We start from the raw sequence: 22,871 nt of genomic DNA on the forward strand, positions 1-22,871 counted from the left end.
AGTTGTTGAAGCCTTGAGATAAGATTACTTTAGCACCATTAAATTAGAAGAATAAACTCTATAATGACCAAGATAGCATTAATTACAGGAATTACTGGGCAAGACGGATCGTTCTTGGCCGAACTCCTGATCGAAAAGGGATACGAAGTCCACGGCATAATCCGCCGATCTTCGTCCTTCAACACAGCTCGAATTGAGCATCTCTACCTCGATGAATGGGTGCGTGATATGAAGCAAAGTCGCCTCATTAACTTGCATTATGGCGATTTGACCGATAGCAGTTCACTTATCCGAATCATTCAACAAGTCCGACCCCACGAAATTTACAACCTGGCTGCACAAAGTCATGTTAAGGTTTCGTTTGATGTACCGGAATATACTGCTGATACAGATGCCGTTGGTACGCTTCGACTTCTGGAGGCTGTACGTATCCTTGGACTCGAAAAACAGACACGTATCTATCAAGCTTCAACTTCTGAGTTGTATGGTAAAGTACAAGAGGTACCTCAAAGTGAAACCACCCCATTTTATCCGCGCTCTCCCTATGGAGTAGCAAAACAATATGGTTTTTGGATTACTAAAAACTATCGGGAGAGTTATGGGATGTTTGCAGTCAATGGCATCCTCTTTAATCATGAGAGTGAGCGTAGAGGAGAAACCTTTGTTACTCGAAAGATTACGTTGGCAGCAGCACGTATTGCTGGTGGTCACCAAGATAAACTATATTTGGGCAATCTTGATGCTTTGCGTGATTGGGGCTATGCCAAAGACTATGTAGAGTGCATGTGGCTTATGCTTCAGCACGATACTCCCGAAGACTTTGTTATTGCAACGGGTGAAATGCACAGTGTACGCGATTTCGCTAGCTTGGCATTTGCTCGTGCAGGTATCAATCTCGACTGGAGTGGAGCAGGAATTACCGAAAAAGGAATATGTAGAGAAACAGGGAAAGTACTTATTGAGGTAGATCCGAAGTTCTTTAGACCTGCTGAAGTAGAACAACTCTTAGGTAACCCTACTAAAGCTAAAGAAGTGCTTGGTTGGAATCCACGTGCTACGAGTTTTGAAAGGCTTGTCGAAATTATGGTCGATCACGACTTGGAATGGGTAAAACGTCATTATGAAAATGGGAAACGCTATGATGGATAAAAATGCTAAAATATATATTGCGGGTCACCGAGGTTTAGTCGGTTCTGCTATTTGGAGAAATCTTGAAGGCAAAGGCTACACAAATTTAGTTGGGCGTAGTCATGATGAGCTTAATTTGCTTGATGGGGCTGCAGTTAAAGGTTTTTTTGACGAAGAGTGGCCGGAGTATGTTGTGCTTGCTGCTGCTCATGTGGGTGGAATAAAAGCCAATAATACCTATCGTGCCGATTTTATCTATCGAAATTTAGGAATACAACAAAACGTAATCCTTGAGAGCTTCCGTCATAACGTCAAAAAACTCCTATTCTTGGGTAGTACCTGCATTTATCCACGCGATGCCGCCCAACCCATTTCTGAGGATGCTTTGCTTACTGGAGCCTTGGAATATACTAACGAGCCTTATGCTATTGCTAAAATTGCAGGGCTTAAGATGTGTGAAAGCTTCAATCTGCAATACGGTACTAATTATATTGCGGTGATGCCAACCAACCTCTATGGTCCTGGGGATAACTTCGATCTCGAAACTAGCCATGTTTTGCCTGCGATGTTGCGCAAGATGCATTTAGCAAAGGCTTTGAACGAAGATAATTGGGCAGTAATCCGTAAGGATCTTGACCGTCGCCCTGTGCATGGCGTGACTGGGCTGAGTGGAGAAAATGAAATTCGTTTTATGTTAGGCAAGCAAGGTATATCTGCCGACCGACTAGAACTTTGGGGCACAGGCAAGCCACTTAGAGAGTTTTTGTGGAGCGAAGATATGGCAGATGCTTCTGTATTCGTTTTGGAGAACATAGACTTTAGTCATACGCATAAATCCGATGATGTGGAAATTAGAAACTGTCATATCAATATCGGTACAGGAAAAGAAATAAGTATTGGTGAACTAGCTTCACTATTAGCGAAGCATCTTAGCTATGAAGGAGAATTAGAGTTTAATTCTGATAAACCCGATGGTACGATGCGAAAGCTTACTAATGTATCAAAACTTGAGGCATTGGGTTGGAAATATAGCGTAGAACTAGAAGAGGGGATAAGCCGTCTTTACGATTGGTATAAGTTTAACTAAACTAATTTACCCTATTGTGTAAACAAGATTTTACATACATATCATTTATAATAGCTTAAAATAAGTACCTTTGCAGGAACTTTTAAGATACTAGAGATTAAATTAAGAAACTATGGTGAGCTACAAAAACAGCTTAATGAAAACAAAACATTTTTTGGGTGGTTTAGCCCTTGGACTCCTTTTCGTCTTGACGAGTTGTGGGTCGGTTAAGAAGACTGTCTATTTCCAAGATATTGATCAAGGAATAGTGCAAGATGTAAACATGAAGTATGAGGTGAGAATTCACCAAGATGACATGCTATCAATTGTGGTAAACAGTACTAATCCTGAGTTGGCTGTGCCCTTCAATGCTCCAGTAGTATCGTATCAGGTTGGAGGTAACCCTTATGGACAAGCAACTGTTCTAGGTTTTCTTGTCGATGGTAATGGGTTTATCGATTACCCAATTTTTGGGAGAATTCGTGTAGAGGGTATGACACGCAATGAGCTTACCGACTACCTTAAAGAGAGAATTATTGATGGAGGTTATATTAACGATCCTATTGTGAACGTGAAATTTCTCAATTTCAAGGTTTCTGTAATAGGAGAAGTTGGTAGACCTGGAACATTTGATATCACAGGCGACCGCATAACCTTGCTCGAAGCTTTGAGTATGGCGGGCGACCTGACAATATATGGCAAACGTGACCGTGTAGCTGTAATCCGTGAAGAAGATGGAGTGCGCAAGATGAAGTATCTTGATCTGCGTTCGTCGGAAGTCTTTGAATCGCCTTATTATTATCTTAAACAAAATGATATTGTTTATGTAGAGCCCAATAAGCGCAAATCGCAGCAGAGCGAAATTAATCAGAATAACTCCGTGGGTACTTGGATTTCGATAGCTTCGTTGTTGACCTCAATGGCGGTATTAATTTGGAAATAATAGAATAGGTAATAAGGACATTAAATAGAAAATGGAACAAAAAACAAAACTAGATCAGTCGTTAAACAAGAAAGAGGATCAAGAAATTGATTTAATGGCACTAGCTAGAATGCTGCTTAGAAATTGGAAATGGTATATTATATCTGTACCCATTTGCTTGGCTCTCGGTATTTTGTATCTGCAAAGTACGCCTAAACAATACGAGCGTAAAGCATCGGTTTTAATTAAAGACGAAAAAGGTAGTTCTCCTACCATGGGAGGCTTGGCAGAGCTTAGTGATTTGGCTAGCTTCGGGCTTAAAAGTTCGGTTGACAATGAGCTATTAATATTTCAGTCGAATTCTTTAATATCCGAAGTGGTGAATCGACTCAAGCTGAATATGATTTTCAAGGTGAGCCAAGGGCTTCGTAAAAAAGACCTTTACGGGCAAACCCCATTAATTATTGACTTTCTTGAAGGAAGTCGCAATCAACCTATCCAGATGCAAGCTAAGATTAGCGATAACGGAGTGGATTTTAGTAAGGTTGTAACCTGGAGTGAAGGCGAAAAGGTGAAACTTGATAATTTCAATGTGGCCTTTAACGATACTGTAGATAGTCCGCTAGGCTTATTGGTAGTACGCCGCTCGGGTATAGGAGAGGAGTTCTTAGACGACAAAATCTATATTGAGCGTGCGGGTCTTAAAGGAACTGCAATAGGTTATGAGAAAAAACTACAAATATCTCTAGCGAATAAAACCGCAACAATAATTGATATATCACTGCGTGACGAGGTGCCACAGCGTGCTGAAGATGTTATAAATACACTTATTGATGTTTATAATGAAGATGCAATCAATGATAAAAACATAATGGCACTCAACACAGACGAATTTATCAATGAGCGATTGATCATTATAGAGAAAGAACTTGGTGGGGTAGATTCGCAGATTGAGAGCTTTAAACGTTCTGAACGTTTGACTGATATTAGTTCGGATGCTGCAATGTTTATTACCGAAACTACAGGTCTTAAAAAAGAAGAACTAGCTATCATGAATCAGCTAAGCTTGGCTGAATTCATCAAAAGCTATCTGCAAGATCCTAGTAACAGAGGAAAGCTAATTCCTGCTAATACGGGTATTAGTGATAATAATACGGAGAGCCAGATTCAAGAGTATAACAAGCAACTTCTGCAACGTGATCGTTTATTATCTAACAGTAGTGATAAGAACCCTGTGGTACGTGACCTAAACAAATCACTTTTTGCTATGGAGCAAAACATCAATCGTTCGGTTGATAACGTGATTGCTGGGCTCGACTTGCAACTCGAAAATATCCGTGCTCGTGACAAACAGACCAATAAACGAATTGAAGCTGTGCCAAGTCAAGAAAAATATGTTTTGACTGTAGGACGTCAGCAAAAGATTAAGGAGGCTCTATACCTATTCTTGCTTAATAAGCGTGAAGAGAATGCCTTAGGGCAAGCAATCACACAGAGTAATGCTCGTATTATAGACTCTGCTCGTGGAGGAGATACTCCTGTTGCACCTCGTGCAATGATGATCATGGCTGGATGCTTATTTTTAGGTATTTTGGTGCCGACGGGACTTCTTTTACTAATCAGCTTCTTTGATAATAAAGTGCGTAGCCGTATGGATCTTGAAGACCTGAATATTCCTTTCTTGGGAGATATTCCAGCCAGTAGCCATAAGCTTAAAGACCCAGATAGTGACATTGTAGTTAAAGAGAACTCTAGAGACCAAGTGTCGGAATCGTTTCGAATTATCCGAACTAATTTGGCTTTTATGGATCAACAGCATAAGCAGCAGGTTATCACTCTAACATCTCTAACACCCGATTCGGGTAAGTCATTTGTAGTAATCAATTTGGCTTTGGTTTTAGCGATTAGCAAAAAGCGAGTAGTTGTGATTGACTTGGATATTCGTAAGCGTCAGCTTAGTGAACGTTTGGGTATTGATCAATCTACAGGAGTTAGCCATTATCTTTCTGGTCAGGAGACTGATGTTAAGAAACTGATTATACCTTCTCCAGAAAATGAAAACTTATTCTATATAAGTGCAGGTATTACACCTCCTAACCCTGCTGAGCTTCTGATGAGTCATCGTCTTGATGAGCTTACTGCTGAGCTTCGCAAGGAGTTCGATTATATACTATTCGATAATGTGCCTTTTATGATTGTTGCCGACTCGGCCATTACCAACCGTGTGGTGGATATGACGATCTATGTAATGCGTGCAGGTATGGTGGATAAGCGCGATTTAGCTATGGTTGAGAAGATATACACTAGTGGGAAATTCAGAAACCTATGCCTAATTCTTAATGGAGTCAAGGTTAATAAGCAAAGTATCTCTGGTAACTATGGTTACGGTTATGGATACGGCTATGGTTACGGCTATGGTTACGGCTATGGAGGTGGTTATACAGATTAAAAGATGAAGTTGTTTTCAGGACTATTTAAAGAGAAGTTATTGAGTTCAGGTCTGCTTAATGAGGCTGTTGATATTCATTGCCATGTTTTGCCAGGAGTTGATGATGGTGTTAGAGCTTTGAATTCTGCTCTAGAGGCACTTGAGGTTTATAAAAAGCTTGGCTTTAGTCAATTGGTTTGTACGCCTCACATCATGTCTGATTACCCCTTAAATGAGCCCAATTATCTCGGAGTAGAGTTTGCTCAGCTTGAGGTTAGTGCTAAGGCTATAGGAATAAAGCTTCAGCTAGCTGCCGAATATATGCTCGACTCTGATTTCTTAAATCATCTGGAGGCAGGTCCACTTTTGACTTACGATGGTAAGCATGTATTGATTGAAAACTCTTATTTATCGGCTTCACCCGAAATGGCGAATCAGATCTACCGATTAAAACTCGCTGGTTATTCTCCTATTTTAGCACATCCAGAGCGTTATACCTTCATTGATGAAAAGGGTTATGAAAAGCTCTCTAATGAAGGAATGTTGTTCCAGCTTAATCTGCTTTCTCTTATTGGAGTTTACGGTAGCCAGGCTCAAAAGAAGGCTGAGTATCTCCTGAGCAAAGGTTACTACAATTTTGTAGGTACAGATACACATCGTGCTAAATGGCTTCGACGTGGTGTTGAAATGTTTGAGGTGAAAAAGGTCGTACTAAAACAACTAGCTCCTTTGTGGGATAATAACCGAAGACTCGTTAATGGACAGTTTACCAGTAAAATATAAATAACTTTAGGCTTTCTAATTAAATATTGTAGAGCGAATCTCATTAGAGGTTCGCTCTTTTATTTTGTCCAATTTAGTTTGAGTAATAAGTGTCTTGTTTATAAATAAGAATCACTAGGCTCAGTATGTTTACTGATGTACAAATATTTAGTTGTATATATGTCGTTATAAATTCCTGTTGATTTTCATTGATTAGTTGATTTGATACCCTTTGCTTATTATAAGCCGTTCTGAATACGTGTTACAGTACTTAATTAATAGAATTGACAAAAGATTGAAATATATAAGTAGATATAGTTTGATTAACAAACATTATTGACTCTTTCTTATCCTTTAATTTTAATTAGCGTGAACTTGCATATAAGTTTGTGGCAAGATAGCAAAACCAACACGACATAGGTTATGATGAATGACATACTCACTAAATACAACACATTTAATTTATTTACCGGTTTATTCAAGGAGAGAATTGTAGATACTGGCATTCTATTAAAACATGGCTATTATAATTTTGTAGGCACTGATACGCATCGTTCTAAATGGTTGCAGCGCTGTACCGCTCGACTAGAGTTAAGAAGATCGATGACATCTGCACTCATTCCCTTATTGAAAAACAATAAGACTTTAATTACAGGTGAATGGATGAGCTTCTAAAGCTTGAGATTATTTCGATTTGATTACCTAAAGTCTATTCTTGACAAGTCTTTGTTTGAGAACTATGCTTCTATAGTATAAGTTTGTGGCCGTTTAACGATTGATTTATAATCGTTAAAATTGTTACTTTTACTCAATTCTTTTGGGTGAGAGGGACATATCCTTTTTTATACACTCACTATGGCAGCAGATAGATTATCATTTAAAGATCGATTTGATTTACATCTTTTGAATAAACAGAAGAAAAAGCTCATTAGGGAACATCATCTAGATTACTTGGTATGGGAATGCACTTTGCGTTCTAACTTGATGTGCAATAACTGTAATGTTACTTGTGATCAGGACGAACATGCGCATACTGATATGCCACTAAGCAACTTTTTTAATTTGATTGATTCCCTGCCTCAAGAGTTTATTCATCGGTCTGATGGTGGCAGTATGCAAGTTATGATTACTGGTGGTGAACCTTTGATACGTACTGATCTTGAAGAGTGTGGTCGAGAACTCTCTAGAAGACGTATAGGATGGGGTTTAGCTACTAATGCACTTGGAATGACAAGAACTCGTTTGGAAAACTTTATACGATCTGGTATGACTTTTATTAAGATCGAAGTTAATACCCCACTACTTACTCAAAATAGTATTAAGGCTGAAGAGGATTCGTATGAGAATGTCTTGAGTACGTTATCTTATGTAAGTAAAGAGTTAGGTCTTGAATCTGAAGCGACTACTTATATCTCTGCAGAGAATGTGGATCATCTTTCCGAAATTAAGGATATACTTATAGCTCAGGGTGTAAAGAAATGGCGTTTATTTAGCAAATTAGATGTCCTGGGTATGAATTGCGATAGATCCCTTTTATTGAACAAGAAACAGGTAGAAGAGATCCTAGATTTCGTGAATGAAGTTAGAGCTGAGAATAAGGTTAATGTAGTCTTTGCTTGCGATAATCTAATGGGTGGTTATGAGAAGAAGGTTCATAAGGATTTCTTTTTTTGTAAAGCTGGCGTAAGTATGGCTACATTATTTGTTGACGGAGTAATTGGTGTTTGTTTGCTAAACCGTGATGAAAATTGTCTATTAGGAAATATTTATAAAGATGATTTCTATGAAGTTTGGAATAATCGCTTCAACAGCTTCTTAAACAAAGAATGGACAGAGTATAGATGCGAATTGCATTGCAGTTTTAACCGTTACTGTAAAGGTAAACATCAGGTTAATCAAAACTCTGATCATGGTTTAGGTACTGATAACATATCTGTAGGCGAAGCATCTGCAGCTTTAAAGTGTGCATTATAACCTACAAGCGTTCGTAGTGATATAATTTAGAAGTTGATTATAATAATAAAATAAGCCTTGGATATGTTTTATATTCAAGGCTTATTTTGTAGCTGTTTATTTGTGTTTTATCAAATACTATATTTAATGAAAGGCTAGGGAGATGCAAATGGTAAAGATCAATCCAAGTGCACCAATGGTAATCCCTACTTTTTGCATGTCTCGTTTAGAAACATGGCCTGTAGAATAAGCTAATGCATTAGGAGGTGTACTCACGGGTAACATCATCGCAAGCGAGGCAAATATGGCCACACCCATCAGAAGTGTGCGTGCTCCCCCTAGAGGAGCTAATTCTGGTCCTAACGATGCTGCTAAGACTGTGAAAATAGGTGCTAATAAGTTTACAGTAGCAGTGTTTGAAATGAAATTGGATAAAGCCCAACAAATTAGCCAGCATGATAAAAAGATTATCCAGGGAGCTATGGAGCTAAAATTAATTGATGTAATCATTTTGTAGGCAAGCCCACTGTCTTGGAAAGAATAACCTAATGCAAATCCTCCTGCAACTAACCAAAGAACACTCCAATCAATCGAAGCAAGATCGTCCTTTACAAAAACACTTAAAAGGCAGAATAAAGAGATTGGAATAAATGCCACGACATTAGGGTCAACACCAAAGAAGCGATCAAAACACCATAAGGCAATAGTTCCACCAATAATGCAGTAAACTGAATATTTAATAATAGGATTGGCTTTAACTTCTAATTTGTCTTCTGGGATTAATTTCATTCTAGGATTAGCGAATGGGAAGAACTTGACAATAACAAACCACGAAACTATTATTAGAATAATAGCGATTGGACCGAACATCATAGCCCATTCTCCAAAGCTAATATCCATATTTAATCCTGTAGGATCATTTAGGTATTTCAGTATGATTGCATTGGGTGGTGTACCGATAGGTGTTCCCATTCCTCCGAGGTTAGCTGAAACTGAAACGCCCAAGATAAGAGCTGTTTGTCCTTTGTCGGAGCTATCCATTTCTTTTAATATAGGAGAAATAAGAGTTAACATCATAATAGCTGTGGCTGTATTACTGACAAACATTGAGCAAACACCCGTCACTAGCATAATTCCAAAGAGATAGTAATGAGATTTCGTACCTATTATCTTGATCACCATATTGGCAATTCGTCGGTCGATGTGAAACTTAGAGGCTACTGCTGCAAGTACAAATCCACCCAAGAACAGGAATATTACTGGATCTGCAAAAGACGCTATGAGTTGACGCGAAGATAGCAATTGATCAGATGGAACATCGTGAAATAGCTTAAGTCCATTATCGGATACCGTGAAAAGCAATATAGTTGTTAATGACACGGAGGTAATCCATGGAGGAATAATCTCTGTGACCCACATGATAACTGCGAATAAGAAAACGAGTAATACGCGTTGTTGTACCAAAGTCAAACCCAACATAGTGTAGGATTCAGACGGTACAAGCCATAAAAATAGTAGAAATCCAATCACTAATACAGGCATGAATACTTGTTTGATCGGTGATTTGGTCAATTTATCAGACATGGGCCAAAAGTTTTTTAATTTGATGTTTGTGCTATATGTGTAGTAGTTGTGTTATTATAAAATGTGGATGACTTTCAGACTATATTATTTTGAGCAAGAGCGACAACAATACGGGCACCCCGTGCTAGTTGGGTAAATCTTTTGGGCAGCAGGTAAAGCCTCTTCACAAGAATTAAATGTTCCGAGTAATATGCTGTCGCTTTCGTCTTCGGGAATGCTTGCACAAGCGTATCGGTGAAGTAAGTGCATGCCATTGAGTTCTTTGATTTTACTAATATAGTAGGGTATCATAATATAATTTTTTAATCTAAACTAGCTTTTTTTTATTGTATAATGTTGTTGGTTATTGTCTATTAAATAATGACGATCGAGAGCAAGGTAGTAATCTTTTTTAAGAATAAAAGCTCAATAAATGTAAATTTATCAAATATTTTGAATTGCTAATTGTAAATAATTCGAAAATATTAAGTGTTCGTTCATTTATAATTAGTCAATCTCTCAATCTTTTAGATTATTAAAACTGAATAATTGGTGGTATTCTTATATATTCCTTATTTAAATGTATAATTTTACATTTTCAAGGACAAATGCCTAAACAAGTACTTATGTACAATGAATTTGGGCTAAGTGCTAATTTAAATATTCTCATAATGATTATAAAATACTTCACAGATAACGATTTGTATAAATTCTCTGTAATGTATGCCATCCAAAGACTGTATCCATGGTCGTATGTGAAATACGAATTTATTAACAGAGGTAATAATGTGTTTCCTGCTGGCTTTGCTCAACGGCTTACCGAAGAGTTGACTCAGATGGAAAAACTTAAAATGACCAAGAAAGAGAAAGCTTTCATGGAGAAAAAGTGTTACTTCTTTGATCCTGTTTTTATGGATTTCCTTGAAGGTTATCGGTATGATTCAGGTGAAGTTTTTGTATCGCAAAATGAACAGGGAGAACTTTCGGTTGTTGTCGAAGGATATTGGTATAGAACTGTATTATGGGAAGTACCATTAATGGCTATCATCTCTGAATTGTATTTCAAAATGGCTAATGCTTCTCCTTCTGATGTTGAGAGTAGAGCCGTAAAAAAGGCCAAAATGCTCGCCGAAATTCAGGCTGACTATTCTGAATTTGGTACACGACGTCGGTTCTCTTTCGATGTGCAAGATCGTGTCGTAGGATGCTTGAAAGAACACTCTAAACAATTCTTTAAAGGAACAAGTAATATTTACCTAGCTATGAAGCACGATACTACACCCATTGGTACAATGCCCCACGAATGGTTTATGTATCATGGAGCACTTTATGGTTATCGTGCTGCTAATATTAAGGCTCTTGAAGCTTGGGTAGAGGTTTTTGGAGGTAGCTTAGGAATTACTCTTACAGATACTTATACTACAGATTCCTTTTTTGAGTCTTTCAGTTTAAAGCAAGCTAAATTATTTGATGGTTTAAGGTGTGATAGTGGAGATCCAATCGAGTTTATTGATAAGACATTAGCGTTCTATAAGCAGAATAGAATAGAGGCGGAATCAAAAACTATTGTGTTTAGCGATTCGCTTAATTTGGACGTAGTAAAACGCATCAAAAAGTATGTAAACAATCGACTTCACGACACCTATGGTATTGGAACATTCTTTAGTAATGATGTTGGTGTAAAGCCATTAAATATGGTTGTAAAGCTTACTAGTGTTAAAAGCTCACCTAAAACTGAATTTCATCAAGCAGTTAAACTTTCGGATGTCCTGGGTAAGAATACGGGAAATCTTAAAGAAATAGAAATCTGCAAGATGACTCTAGGTCTTGATTAAGCCTATAAGCCAATTTTATATTTAATCTTTCTGAAAATCAATGCTTGGATAATTCCTCGCATGCCTAGATAAGTAATAAATGCTAGCCAAAGCCCATCATTGGCTAGCATATTATTTGTAAAATAGTAGATCACAAAGAAGCTTATCATAGCTACAAACATAGAGTTCCTCATCTGTTTGGATGCCATCATTCCAATGAATATACCATCCCACAGGAATGCTGAAAAACCTGCTACAGGAATTAATAATACCCAATTAATATAAAGATTAGCCATATCCAGAACTGACTGTTTATCTGTAAGTAGGCCTAAGATACTGTCCGAAAACAAGAAGTATAGTAAGGTGAAGAAGCTAGTAAGCCCGAATCCCCACCCAAAAAGCCGATTAATAAGTTGTTTGAGTGCTTTATTGTTCTGTTCTCCGATAAATCGCCCTGTTAGAGCTTCGGCAGCATAGGCAAAGCCATCCATCATGTAAGAGAACAAAATAAATAACTGCATCATTAAGCTATTTACAGCAAGAGTAATATCTCCAAACTTTGCCGAAGCAGACGTGAAAAACGTACTGACGGTAATCAGGCAGAGTGTGCGAATGAAAATATCGCTGTTGACCTTGAAGAATGGTACAAGTTCTCGGATGTTCTTGATAAATCTAGCACTTATTAATGATCTTAATCTCTTATATTTAACTATCCAACTGACGTTACATAGTAGGAATCCCGACCATTGTGCTAGCGTTGAAGCTAGAGCGACACCTTTTAACTCCCAACGTAAAACAAAGACTAGGAATATACTAAGTAGTATGTTGATAATATTAACTGCTATCGATATGTACATAGGGGTTTTGGCATCCTGCATTCCGATAAACCACCCCATAAAGGCATAAGTTCCTAAGACTGCGGGTGCTGCCCAAACGTATATATAAAAGTAGTCGGATGCTAAACGCATTACTTCAGGGCTACTTTGGATAAAATAGAGAGCTGTTTGGAGGATAAAGTATTGGAGAAATAATATTGCCAAACTCCCAAGAGCAGCAACAAGTAGTGATCTAAGCAAAATATTGACAGCTTCTTGGCTATCTCTAGCTCCATAAGCTTGTGCAGTAAAGCCACTTGTTCCCATTCTTAAAAAAGAAAAACTCCAGTACATCAGATTGAATATCATTACTGCTATAGCAATTGCTCCAATATAGAGTTCTGAACTCAAATGACCTACGATAAACATATCGATCATTCCTAAAAGGGGTACCGTAATGTTAGATATAATGTTGGGTAATGCTAAGCGTAGGATATTTTTGTTCATAACAGTATGTAGCGTTGAGTTTTGGCTACAAAGGTACTCAAAATATATACATTAATGAATTGGAGGCTTGATGCTAACTTCTATAAAAGAAGTAGAGCAGTAATTTTTAAAATTACTGCTCTACTTGAAGTTAGAAAATATCTAATACTTAAACTTTCTAGACGAAAGCTTAAAGTTTATATTAGTATCTGTTTCTTCTTTCTCCGCTGCCACCGCCGCCGAAGTTGTTTCTTTTGAAGTTAGATCTTGCTGGTCTTTCTTCACGAGGTCTAGCCTCAGATACAGAAATAGTTCTGCCATCAAATTCAGCTCCGTTAAGTTCAGCAATTGCCTTAGTTGCACCAGCGTCTTCCATCTCTACAAAACCAAAACCTTTTGATTTGTGAGTGTCGCGATCCATGATAACTCTAGCTGAAGTAACTTCTCCGTACTCTTGAAATAGGTCCAAAAGATCTGCGTCTGTAATTGCGTAGCTAAGGCCTCCGATAAAAATGTTCATTTGTTCAAATTTAAATATTAGTAAAAACCAAGTGAGAATGACTTACAAAATAATTAGACCTTAACTCAAAAATTGCTTGAAGGATAAAGAATGAATGTGATGTTGTATCATTGCTCAAATGCGTTGTAAATATAGACATTAATATTTGAATAATCATCGCAATCTGACATGAATTTTTAAATGTCTTCGAAATCAGTTGCTAATTAACTATTCTTGGTATAAAATATCGTTTTAGTTGTTATATGTTTCGTTATTCGTAAGCATAATCAGTCGGTACTAATGCTGCGATTGACCCCCAAAATAAAATAACGAGAATAATTCCTATAACCATCAGTAGGAGTGAAGCTTTAGCCCAGTTTGCTTTGCTTTTTGGGGTTGACGAACTAAATGCCCAAATAAACAACATTATGAAGTTTACTATAGGAATGGCCATAACGATCATTGTTACTACCCAATTGCCAACGCTGACTACAGATTTGTTTTGATTATCTGCCTCGTAACTACTGTCTCTTCTATTATCCATAATTTATTAAGTTTAAAGAATTAAAATAATGTGATTTAATTATTGTAATTAAGTATTACTCGTCTTTGATTATTTTAGCCATATATCCCATGAAACCCACACAAGCAAGTATTACAATGATTGCTCCATATTGCTGACCACCACCAAATATTTTATTGGCTGTACCCATTAATGGTGGAAATATAGCTCCTCCTACAAGTCCCATAATCATTAAGCTTGAAATATTGTTCTTTCGTTTAGGCTTAGACTCCAAGGCTTGTGAAAAAATAATAGCAAATAGGTTTGAAATGCCTAGTCCCATCGCAGCAGTGCTTAAGTAAAGTAAGCCTACCTTTGAAAAGAAAATTAATCCTACGCTACCTAGTATAAGTAAAGTAATACTTGCAATGTATAAGTGAGATTTGCAAGATTGTATTGGCTATCCCCAAAATACTCAGAGAGATAATCATTGTTAGGTAGCTATAATGTATTATAGGGAATATCAGTGAAATTATACTCAGTGAGAGTGCTAATAGAACTGTTTTTTTATGGCCTAGGCTATTCATTATATAACCTGTTGGTATAGGAATCACCAAGAACCATATATATATGGACGAGGCAAGGAGTGAAGCACTAGAGTCAGAAAGTCCGAAGCTATTTTGGACATTATTAGTCACAAGCCCAGCTGTACCCACCATACCTGATACAAAAAATGAGAGTATAATAGGTGTTAGTACCTTTATATCAAATTTAGGTTTCCCGCTCTTACTACTAGTTTTTGCCTTTGCGGTATTATTTTGTTGTCCCATGTTGTTATTATTTCGTTTTGATTTCTTGTACGCTAATTGACTTTACTTCAAAATCTCCTCCATAACTAAAGAAGTGGATATTATTGAATTGTTCTTGAGGGAATACAAGATTTGTCATAGTAAAGCGACCACCATTACCAAATACTTCAATACTACAGGTATCTACTAATAGCGTTAACTTGATAAGGTCATCTTTTAAAAATAAAGGGGCTATTGTTTTTACCATATATGCTAATGTAGGGTCAAAGTCCGTTAAGCCACTTTTGGTACGATCCATTTTGAGTGTCTTTTTGTGTGCATCTATATAAAAGGATACTCCGTCACCCTTGTCGTTGAATAACTTGAAGCCAAGTTTATCAGCACTTTCATTTTTTAACTCCATGTCTACTTGATATGCTTTAGCTCCTTTAGTAATATTTTCAAGAGTTTCGTCCTTATTTACATTGAGCCCCTCTAGGCTACTAATTTTATGAAGAAAAGGATTAAGTCCTTTAGATATTTCGCTTTTCAAGTACGTTTGGCCTTCGTGCTCAAACAATTTTAAGTCACGTGGGATTGCTGTTGCACTGCGGTATTGCTTTGTTGGAAGCTGGTTTCCGTACTGCCAGTTGCTCATCCAACCCAGTGCTATGACTCTGTTATCTGGTGTATTGCTCCACGTAACCGTAGCATAATAGTCTTTACCGTAGTCCATCCACTTTGTTTGTACTGGAGCTTCGTTAGTAAATCTTTCACCATCAAAACTACCTACAAAATATTGTGCTGCCGAACCTCCAAAAGGTCCTCCTGGATTAATATTACAAATGAGTAACCATTTACGCTTTTGTGTTCCTTCGACAGGCAGTTGTACGAGGTCAGGACACTCCCAAACACCGCCATGACTACCTTCTCCTTCCCCAAATGAGCTTTTATAAGTCCAATCTAAGAAGTTGTCTGAGTTGTAAATTTCCATGTGCTGTCCTACAGCCAAAATCATGATCCATTTATCTGTAGCTTCGTGCCAAAAAACCTTTGGATCTCTAAAGTCGGGTTCACTCGATGTTAAGATTGGATTGTTCTTGTATTTTGTAAAAGTATTTCCATTATCTAAGCTGTAGGCAATACATTGAGTTTGACCTATGCCGGCATTAGTATAGAAGGCTATTATAGCATCTTTACCGAGTCCTGAAACATTGTTTTTATCTATAACGGCACCACCACTGAACATGTCACTCAATCCATCTTTGTGAAGAGCATCGGCCTGGTGAGTCCAAGTTATTAAATCTTTAGTTGTCGCATGGCCCCAACTCATATTCTCCCAAGTCGATCCATAAGGGTTGTATTGGAAGCAAAGATGGTAAGTTCCATTATGATATACCATACCATTAGGATCGTTCATCCAACCATAATCTGGACTGAAGTGAAATATGGGGCGGAAATGCTCGGTGTTCTTTCTATCAAAAGTATCAGATACTTTCAGGTTATCCCATGCTTTAGCTGATGAACTAGCATTCTCAATAATCATCGCTATACTCTGTCCTTTAAACTCTCTTAAGTCGAGGGGCACAAAGTATTCTATTTTTTTGTTGCTAAGCGTACGTTAAGTTGTTTTACACTCTGATTGTTAACAATAACGTTGAGTTTGCTTATTTCTGAATCGTCCTCAATAGGTAAGAGTATGTAGTTGTGATCCATTGCTCCTTGGAGGATTAATTTCTTATCACCTATTTCTTGAATAGTGAAATTTGTTCCTTTTATTAGTTTCATAGCACTTTATGTTTAGTTTGTTATGTCCTAATTAACAAAATTATAATCAATAATGTTTATATTTATTTATTTTAACTCAGTATGAGTTAAAACCGTAATATAGGTTTGAATTTAGAGTATTTTCAGATACCGTATTTACTAATATCTAATTTACAATTGTTTATTTTAGAACTTTTGTGTAAAGAATATAGCCATAAGAACTATTACTAGGTGTGAAATGATAAGTCTAAAGAGGAAATTGGTGATTTAATATGTATTTTTGCAAAGAAAATATCTGAATTGTGCAGGATAACTTCGATCATTCTACAAAAACACTCGTTATTTAAAGCCTAATTCAGATTATAATTCAGATAAAAATATCTCATATGAAACATTTGGTTGATTTAAACACTTGGAATCGTAAAAATAGCTTTGACTTCTTTCTCAATTTCCAAAATCCGAACATTTCGGTTACTACTGAAGTTGATTGTACTCATGCTATGTCTATAGCTAAAGAAAAGGGCGACTCATTCTTTATATACTATATATATGCGATGCTCTCAGCTATGAATGAAATAGAGGAGTTTCGATATAGAATAAAAAGCAGTGAAGAAGTATATTTCTATGATAGCATTGATATTACTACACCCATACTGCTCAACGATGATGGAGACTGCTGTATTGTACGTATCCCTTTGATTTCGGAATTCAAAGAATTCTATGCTTCGGCACACAAGATCATAGAATTAGCTAAAACTGAGACTGAAAGTAATTTTAATAAATCTAACGATGATGTAATAGAGAGTGATCCTTTTGGAACTATCTTTTTAAGTGCAACACCCGATCTATATTTTACTTCTTTAATAGGAGCTCAAGAAAACAAGTATGGCAATTCTTATCCATTGCTGAATGTAGGTAAAGCAATAATTCGAGAAGGGAAGTTAGTTATGCCTGTAGCTGTAACGATAAGTCACGCTTTTGCTGATGGATTACATATTTCTAGATTCTTTAGTAAAGTTGAAGCTGTATTGAATAATTTCTAAATCAGTTCTACTTTTTACGAGAATAACGAAGAGCCATAAGCTACCTTATATTTAAAGGTAGTTCATGGCTCTTTTAGATATATCTATTTTTGTACTACTTGTTTGTTAAGCATTCAAGTAGGCACGCCGCATTCATTTCTGAATGGTGATTTGTTACTGTATAATCTAAGGCTTTTTTGATGATTTGAGTAGCTTCTCTTACAGCTTTATCTATATCATATCCTAGTGCTAATTTAGATGCAATAATTGCAGAAAAAAGATCACCAGTACCAGTGGTTTCTATGTCAATTCTTTTTGCAGCTATTCGCGTACATGATCCATTCAAAATAATTAATGTTTCAATTTCACTATCTGCGGTATCGTATAAGTGGCAACTTGTAATAATCACAATCTTATGACGTAGAATTTCATTTTCTACTATTGCGGAAATTACTTGAGTTTCCGATTCAATTTTATGTCCAATTATATATTCAAACTCAAAGTGATTTGGAGTCAAGATATCACAGAGTGGGATTATATCGTTTAGATAAGACTTTGCCACAGAATCATCTACATATAGGCCAACGCCAAAATCACCCATTACTGGGTCGCAGATATATAGCATTTCGGGGTAGTCAGCTTTAATTCGTGATATATAATTAGCAGCAGAAAGCAGTATATCTTCTGATCCAATATATCCTGTAACTATGCAAGACACGGTATCCATTAAATCTAGTGCATCAATTCCCACTATCAAATCATCGAATAGATGCTTTGGTATTTTAGCCCCATGAATGGGCTGATGCCCCGTATGGGCTGATAAATAGACTGTAGGGTAGGCTATTACATCTAGACCATGGAGTTGTATTGCTAATTCTGCGATATTACTACCTACATAACCATAAACTAATTTACTCTGAATTGACAATATCTTATTCTTCATTATTTTTACAAGTTGTTTTTATTTGTAGTTGGCGCGAAGTTAGCTCTTTTAGCAAGAATATAGCCAGTTTTGAATTTGGATTTGAAACCTAACTCTTTAATTAGAGATTAAACAGTGTTATCTATTAAAAGTTTTGAAATAGAGGAATAATTTAAATCAAAAACAGGCCTAGCATTTGCTAGACCTGTTTAATTAAACTTACTAATACACGTTTGAACAACTGTTAATTATATAAATTCTACCTATTGAATAATATTAAAGGACACTGCGAATGTGAAGACACTCTACTACATGCCCTCTCTTTTTGGTTTTCTGACCAATAGCAAAAGTTATTTGTCTCACCCTTGGTATATGAATTCGGGCCGTGCACTTGTCTATACTTGGCCACTCAACTCACATAGTTTGGGTTTTGGAGATGCAAATGAAAAAAGTGGAGAACCCAATCGTCTGCGTTTGGCTTTTGCTGATTTTATTGCCCGTGAGTTAGGTGATCCTTTTGCTAGTAGCTATGCCAAAGATGGACAAAATTTGGTTGTACAAGATTATGAACTTCGTCTTTATCGTATGGCTAGCCAGAAAGAATATACAGAGAAACCTCAAAAAGGTTTAAGTAAGTTACGCTGGTATGAGGACGCTGGTGAAGTGGTTATTCTTGATAATCTAGATACTACAGCAAAAGGCATGGCTGTTGCTTTTCGATCGAGTCCATTTGGTGCTGGTAGCCATACGGATGCTGACCAAAACAGCTTTAATATACTCTACAATGGGAAAAATGTATTTCGTAATAGTGGATATTATATCAACTTTGATGGGCCTCACAATTTGATGTCTTATCGCCACAGCAGGGCACATAATACGGTATTAGTTGGTGGTATAGGGCAGCCATATTCTATAGAAGCCAATGGTCTTGTTGAAATGGCAGAAAGTAATATACAGTATCCTACGCCCTAGGCGATGCTTCAGGAGCTTATGGAGGTATTAGCAATGATCCGATGTGGATTAAGGCATTTCAAAAAGCTAAAATCTCTCAAACACCTGCTAATGGGTTTGGAGTAACGCCACTTACCAAATATCGTCGCCATCTTGTGGTTTTACACCCCAATATTTTGGTGATTTATGATGAGTTAGAGGCTAAAACTCCCACATCGTGGCAATGGCTGCTACACGGAGCAACAGAATTTGGGTTAGATGCTAATAAGAAACAACTAACACTTGCCTTGGCCGATGCTAATAAACTAGCTAAAGCTCAGTTTTTTAGCAGTCAAAACTTTGGTATGAGCCAAACTGATGAATTCAAAGTTCCTCCAACGAGTAAGCCAGATTCTAGATACCCTAATCAATGGCATTTTACAGCTGAGTTCGCCGCGACAGATAAGGTGCGTATGTTGACAATCATCCAGATAGCTTCGCCTTCGTCTGAGCTTCTAGTGAATAAGATTTCTGATTCGAAATATACGATAGGGGATTGGACAATAACAGCTGAGTTAAATGTAAATAATGAAGCGAATTTATCTGTTTCTCATCAAGAACTGGGTGATCAGCTAAACTATGGCTTTAGCGGCGTGAACTTTAATGGGCGTTATGAACAGCGCGAAACATCTCCTTCTTGTTTGATTTTAAAAGATGGTATCACTAAGGAGTTAAAGTCTATCAAGCCTAGTACGACTCGAAAATCTCGTTCTTAGTAAGCGAAATAGACTCTTAAAACAAGTTAGTCATTTACTACAAACCTCCTAGTGGGAATGAGTAAATGACTAACTTGTTTTTTAGTACCAATAGAGCTCCTCATATTTCTTCTTCGATATATTAAGCACGAATATCTATTTTGACAACCTGTTTATTGAGTGATTCTGGTTTAAAGGGTGTTTTTTGTCAGTTATTTTGGGGTGAAATCCCTATATTTTTAATTGTTTGTTAAAATTAAATTATATAACTGTCTGTTTGTTTAGTGTCTTATCTGTTTGATATACAGTTTTGTAAGCTTTAATCAGAGTCCTGCTTAAAACGTTATTAAACATTATTTAGCATTCTATTAAGGAAAAAAATAGCTAATAGATGTGCGAATTTAGAAACTTAATGTATCTTAGAGCCTTGAAAGAATGAAAAAGAGAGTTTACAAATAGTTGTAATATTCTAAATATTGGTTGCAGTTCGACTGCCATATACTAGTAAAGTAGAATAGAATGATAGGTGTAAACTATTCTTTAAATAATGTTATATTAGCATTATAAAACAAATAAACTGTACTAAATTCACCTTCTCTACTGTAGTAGTTTGTTATATGACTATTAGAGAGTATATCTCAGATGATATGACTTTCTTTTATATAAAATATTGAATTACAAAAAGTGATAAGATTCACCGAATGGTGTACAAGAAATGAAAGTTATGATGTTAAAGTCGTATTCTCAAAAGAATCAAAAAAAGAGAAGTAGCTTGAACTAGATAACAATTAATTAACTTGATAAGTAAAAAAGGATGTTACAAGAATTTACATTAAACCGAGGACGCGCGATTATCAACTTCTCCTTAAAGTACTGTGATAACCGTCAAAAGATTCTTAGCAGTTATGCTTTTAAGAAAGTTGTAGAAGCTTTTATTCAACGACTTAAAAAGGATAATCAGATCATCTACAACTTCTTTATTAAAGAATTTGATAACGACGAGTATCTAGGTTCTTCTTTAATCGAAGTAATAAAGTTGATGACTGTATGTGACATGAATGAACTTTTGGAGGTGAACAATAAGTTTGCTCCATTCTTTAAAGATAGAGAAGTATTTATTGAGCTTACAGAATTATTATACAACTATTGGAGACGTTTAGAACGTGTTACTATTGTTCATAATACTCGTGTGGGACATGGTCTTCAGAATGTTCGTTTTATTCAAGCTAACCAATTGCTAAACGAATTGATTCTGTCAATTTATAGACGTACAGAAGAAACTGTAATGGGCTATAGTCATAGTGTGTATCGTGAAACCATCGCTGGAGCAAATGCTGGCTTGATGCTTAACGATATCCAGTGGAACTGTCCAATAGAATACCAAGGATTATCTTCTATACCATTCATTGGTACGGTAGTAATCAACCCTCCCTACATTACTTATACAAAGATGAACACTCGCTCGGGTATATTCGAAGAGAGTCAATCTAACCCGTTGAGTAATGTTATTCTTAACGAAGACGATTGGTTCTTATATCCAGCGAAGGTGGGTAATCTTATGGCTTTTGTCTACTACCATAAAGATTTTATGTGCCACGGTTTAGGTTTGGCCAATCTTTTTGAACTCGCTAAAGAGAATGAGTATGTAGGTAAAAAACCAGATTTGATTTATGTCTTTGGCTATCCTGATGGACATGAAGAAAAACGCACTTTCTATTACAAAGATAAAAAGAACGATATCTTGATCGGTTATGCAAATTACTGCGATGAAATCGACTATTTCGGTTACATGAAGAAAATGTTGCTAACCCTTCATAACATCAAACAGATGGAAAGAGGTAATCTTCCTATCCACGGTGCTATGGTTAATATCGTTCTTAAAAGCGGTAAAGAGGCTAATATCGTGATTATGGGTGATAGTGGTGCTGGTAAATCAGAGAGTTTGGAAGCCTTCCGTACGTTAAATGAAAAGTATATCCGTCATATGCGTATTATTTTTGACGATATGGGTTACCTTGAGTTTGATCCAAATGGTATTGTTAAGGGCTATGGTACAGAAATTGGGGCTTTTGTAAGAACGGACGATTTAGATCCAACTTATGCTTTTGAGCAACTTGACCGAGGTATCTACTCGAACCCTGACCGTATTAATGCTCGTGTTACAATCCCTGTGGCTACCTATAATACGATTTCTAAAGGTTATACTGTTGATTATATGCTTTATGCTAATAATTACGACGAATCAGATACTAAAATTAGCTTCTTCGACGATATGACTGAAGCGATTAAAATATTTGAAGATGGTGCTCGTAAAGCAAAAGGTACAACATCAGAAAAAGGTTTGGTTAAGTCTTATTTTGCAAATCCATTTGGCCCTGTTCAAGAAAAAGAAAGAGCTGAAGGATTAGTAAGAAAATATTTCAAAGCACTTTATGATGAAAAAGTGAAAGTTGGACAAATCCATACTTCACTAGCTATTGATGGACGAACTAAAGAAGGTCCTCGTGAAGCTGCTGAGGAGTTGTTTAGTATGATTAATGAGTAGTTTTAAAGTACTATCAAATGCAAATTATAGAAGAGAGTCAACTGAATATATTCAGTTGACTCTCTTTATTTCATACCTATATCAAGCTTATCAAGTGCAAAGTCTTATCTCTAGTAAACTTAATATAATCTTAATATGTCTTAGTATGATTCTTTAAATGTTTATATTTGCATCCATTTTGTGCTTGGTATAGTTAATTAAAAC

At 36.5% G+C, this 22,871-nt stretch carries 20 protein-coding genes and 1 pseudogene; 12 read left to right on the plus strand and 9 right to left on the minus strand.

Going from position 1 to position 22,871, the window contains the following annotated elements:
- The first annotated feature begins 63 nt into the window (after window positions 1–63).
- The 7 genes from gmd (at window position 64) to B091_RS0107220 (ending at window position 8,280) form a co-directional block, all read left to right on the plus strand.
- Complete coding sequence (gmd, locus tag B091_RS0107190) at window positions 64–1,149, plus strand: GDP-mannose 4,6-dehydratase (RefSeq protein WP_018109337.1); 1,086 nt, start codon at window positions 64–66, stop codon at window positions 1,147–1,149.
- Window positions 1,142–2,215, plus strand: a complete 1,074-nt coding sequence (locus B091_RS0107195) for a GDP-L-fucose synthase family protein (protein WP_025069569.1) — start codon at window positions 1,142–1,144, stop codon at window positions 2,213–2,215. Before gmd ends, B091_RS0107195 begins: the two co-directional genes overlap by 8 nt.
- Window positions 2,216–2,351: 136 nt before the next feature.
- Entirely contained in the window at window positions 2,352–3,137 is a 786-nt protein-coding gene (locus B091_RS0107200; RefSeq protein ID WP_025069570.1) for a polysaccharide biosynthesis/export family protein, read from the plus strand.
- Window positions 3,138–3,168: 31 nt separating this feature from the next.
- Window positions 3,169–5,565, plus strand: coding sequence for a GumC family protein (locus B091_RS0107205; protein WP_018109340.1), 2,397 nt, complete (start codon window positions 3,169–3,171; stop codon window positions 5,563–5,565).
- A gap of 3 nt (window positions 5,566–5,568) precedes the next feature.
- Entirely contained in the window at window positions 5,569–6,327 is a 759-nt protein-coding gene (locus B091_RS0107210) for a tyrosine-protein phosphatase (protein ID WP_018109341.1), read from the plus strand.
- A 402-nt stretch (window positions 6,328–6,729) separates the two neighbouring features.
- Window positions 6,730–6,981 carry a hypothetical protein gene (locus tag B091_RS0107215; RefSeq protein ID WP_155888281.1) on the plus strand — a complete coding sequence of 84 codons (252 nt, stop codon included), beginning with the start codon at window positions 6,730–6,732 and terminating at the stop codon, window positions 6,979–6,981.
- A gap of 180 nt (window positions 6,982–7,161) precedes the next feature.
- The gene (locus B091_RS0107220) at window positions 7,162–8,280 is read left to right on the plus strand and encodes a radical SAM protein (protein ID WP_018109343.1); all 1,119 of its coding nucleotides are present in this window, start codon (window positions 7,162–7,164) and stop codon (window positions 8,278–8,280) included.
- A gap of 123 nt (window positions 8,281–8,403) precedes the next feature.
- Here the strand turns inward: B091_RS0107220 and B091_RS0107225 are convergent, their stop codons facing one another.
- Together B091_RS0107225 and B091_RS0107230 are read right to left on the minus strand one after the other, a co-directional pair.
- On the minus strand, window positions 8,404–9,843 hold the full coding sequence (locus B091_RS0107225) for an SLC13 family permease (RefSeq protein ID WP_051069803.1): 1,440 nt from the start codon (window positions 9,841–9,843) through the stop codon (window positions 8,404–8,406).
- Between the two features lie 84 nt (window positions 9,844–9,927).
- Complete coding sequence (locus B091_RS0107230) at window positions 9,928–10,134, minus strand: hypothetical protein (RefSeq protein ID WP_155888282.1); 207 nt, start codon at window positions 10,132–10,134, stop codon at window positions 9,928–9,930.
- 359 nt (window positions 10,135–10,493) lie between these two features.
- On the opposite strand from B091_RS0107230, the gene pncB reads away from it, so the two are divergent.
- Window positions 10,494–11,657: a nicotinate phosphoribosyltransferase gene (gene pncB / locus B091_RS0107235; RefSeq protein ID WP_025069573.1), complete on the plus strand. Its 1,164-nt coding sequence runs from the start codon at window positions 10,494–10,496 to the stop codon at window positions 11,655–11,657.
- Between the two features lie 2 nt (window positions 11,658–11,659).
- On the opposite strand, the gene B091_RS0107240 is transcribed toward pncB, so the two are convergent.
- The 6 genes and pseudogenes from B091_RS0107240 to B091_RS12840 all read right to left on the minus strand — a co-directional run.
- On the minus strand, window positions 11,660–12,958 hold the full coding sequence (locus tag B091_RS0107240; protein WP_018109347.1) for an MATE family efflux transporter: 1,299 nt from the start codon (window positions 12,956–12,958) through the stop codon (window positions 11,660–11,662).
- Window positions 12,959–13,139: 181 nt separating this feature from the next.
- Window positions 13,140–13,457: an RNA recognition motif domain-containing protein gene (locus B091_RS0107245; RefSeq protein ID WP_018109348.1), complete on the minus strand. Its 318-nt coding sequence runs from the start codon at window positions 13,455–13,457 to the stop codon at window positions 13,140–13,142.
- A 250-nt stretch (window positions 13,458–13,707) separates the two neighbouring features.
- On the minus strand, window positions 13,708–13,980 hold the full coding sequence (locus tag B091_RS0107250) for a hypothetical protein (RefSeq protein ID WP_018109349.1): 273 nt from the start codon (window positions 13,978–13,980) through the stop codon (window positions 13,708–13,710).
- Window positions 13,981–14,035: 55 nt separating this feature from the next.
- A complete protein-coding gene (locus B091_RS0107255) occupies window positions 14,036–14,281 on the minus strand; it encodes a hypothetical protein (RefSeq protein ID WP_018109350.1) in 246 nt (81 codons plus the stop codon).
- Window positions 14,282–14,775: 494 nt separating this feature from the next.
- The gene (locus B091_RS11905; protein WP_369345537.1) at window positions 14,776–16,146 is read right to left on the minus strand and encodes a glycoside hydrolase family 32 protein; all 1,371 of its coding nucleotides are present in this window, start codon (window positions 16,144–16,146) and stop codon (window positions 14,776–14,778) included.
- 84 nt (window positions 16,147–16,230) lie between these two features.
- A pseudogene (locus B091_RS12840) lies at window positions 16,231–16,514 on the minus strand (DUF4980 domain-containing protein); the annotation flags it as partial.
- A gap of 365 nt (window positions 16,515–16,879) precedes the next feature.
- On the opposite strand from B091_RS12840, the gene B091_RS0107270 reads away from it, so the two are divergent.
- On the plus strand, window positions 16,880–17,536 hold the full coding sequence (locus B091_RS0107270) for a CatA-like O-acetyltransferase (RefSeq protein ID WP_018109352.1): 657 nt from the start codon (window positions 16,880–16,882) through the stop codon (window positions 17,534–17,536).
- Between the two features lie 94 nt (window positions 17,537–17,630).
- Here B091_RS0107270 and pdxY read toward each other — a convergent pair whose 3' ends face one another.
- On the minus strand, window positions 17,631–18,458 hold the full coding sequence (gene pdxY, locus B091_RS0107275; protein ID WP_018109353.1) for a pyridoxal kinase: 828 nt from the start codon (window positions 18,456–18,458) through the stop codon (window positions 17,631–17,633).
- A 273-nt stretch (window positions 18,459–18,731) separates the two neighbouring features.
- Between pdxY and B091_RS12345 the strand changes: the two genes are divergently transcribed.
- The 3 genes from B091_RS12345 to B091_RS0107290 all read left to right on the plus strand — a co-directional run bounded on the left by B091_RS12345 (window position 18,732) and on the right by B091_RS0107290 (window position 22,667).
- Window positions 18,732–19,409, plus strand: coding sequence for a DUF4962 domain-containing protein (locus tag B091_RS12345; protein ID WP_155888284.1), 678 nt, complete (start codon window positions 18,732–18,734; stop codon window positions 19,407–19,409).
- Between the two features lie 41 nt (window positions 19,410–19,450).
- The gene (locus tag B091_RS12350) at window positions 19,451–20,143 is read left to right on the plus strand and encodes a heparinase II/III family protein (protein WP_025069575.1); all 693 of its coding nucleotides are present in this window, start codon (window positions 19,451–19,453) and stop codon (window positions 20,141–20,143) included.
- Between the two features lie 793 nt (window positions 20,144–20,936).
- Complete coding sequence (locus B091_RS0107290; RefSeq protein ID WP_018109354.1) at window positions 20,937–22,667, plus strand: phosphoenolpyruvate carboxykinase; 1,731 nt, start codon at window positions 20,937–20,939, stop codon at window positions 22,665–22,667.
- The last annotated feature ends 204 nt before the right edge of the window (window positions 22,668–22,871 follow it).

The organism is Bacteroides propionicifaciens DSM 19291 = JCM 14649, from assembly GCF_000375405.1.
Taxonomy (GTDB): domain Bacteria; phylum Bacteroidota; class Bacteroidia; order Bacteroidales; family Bacteroidaceae; genus Bacteroides_E; species Bacteroides_E propionicifaciens.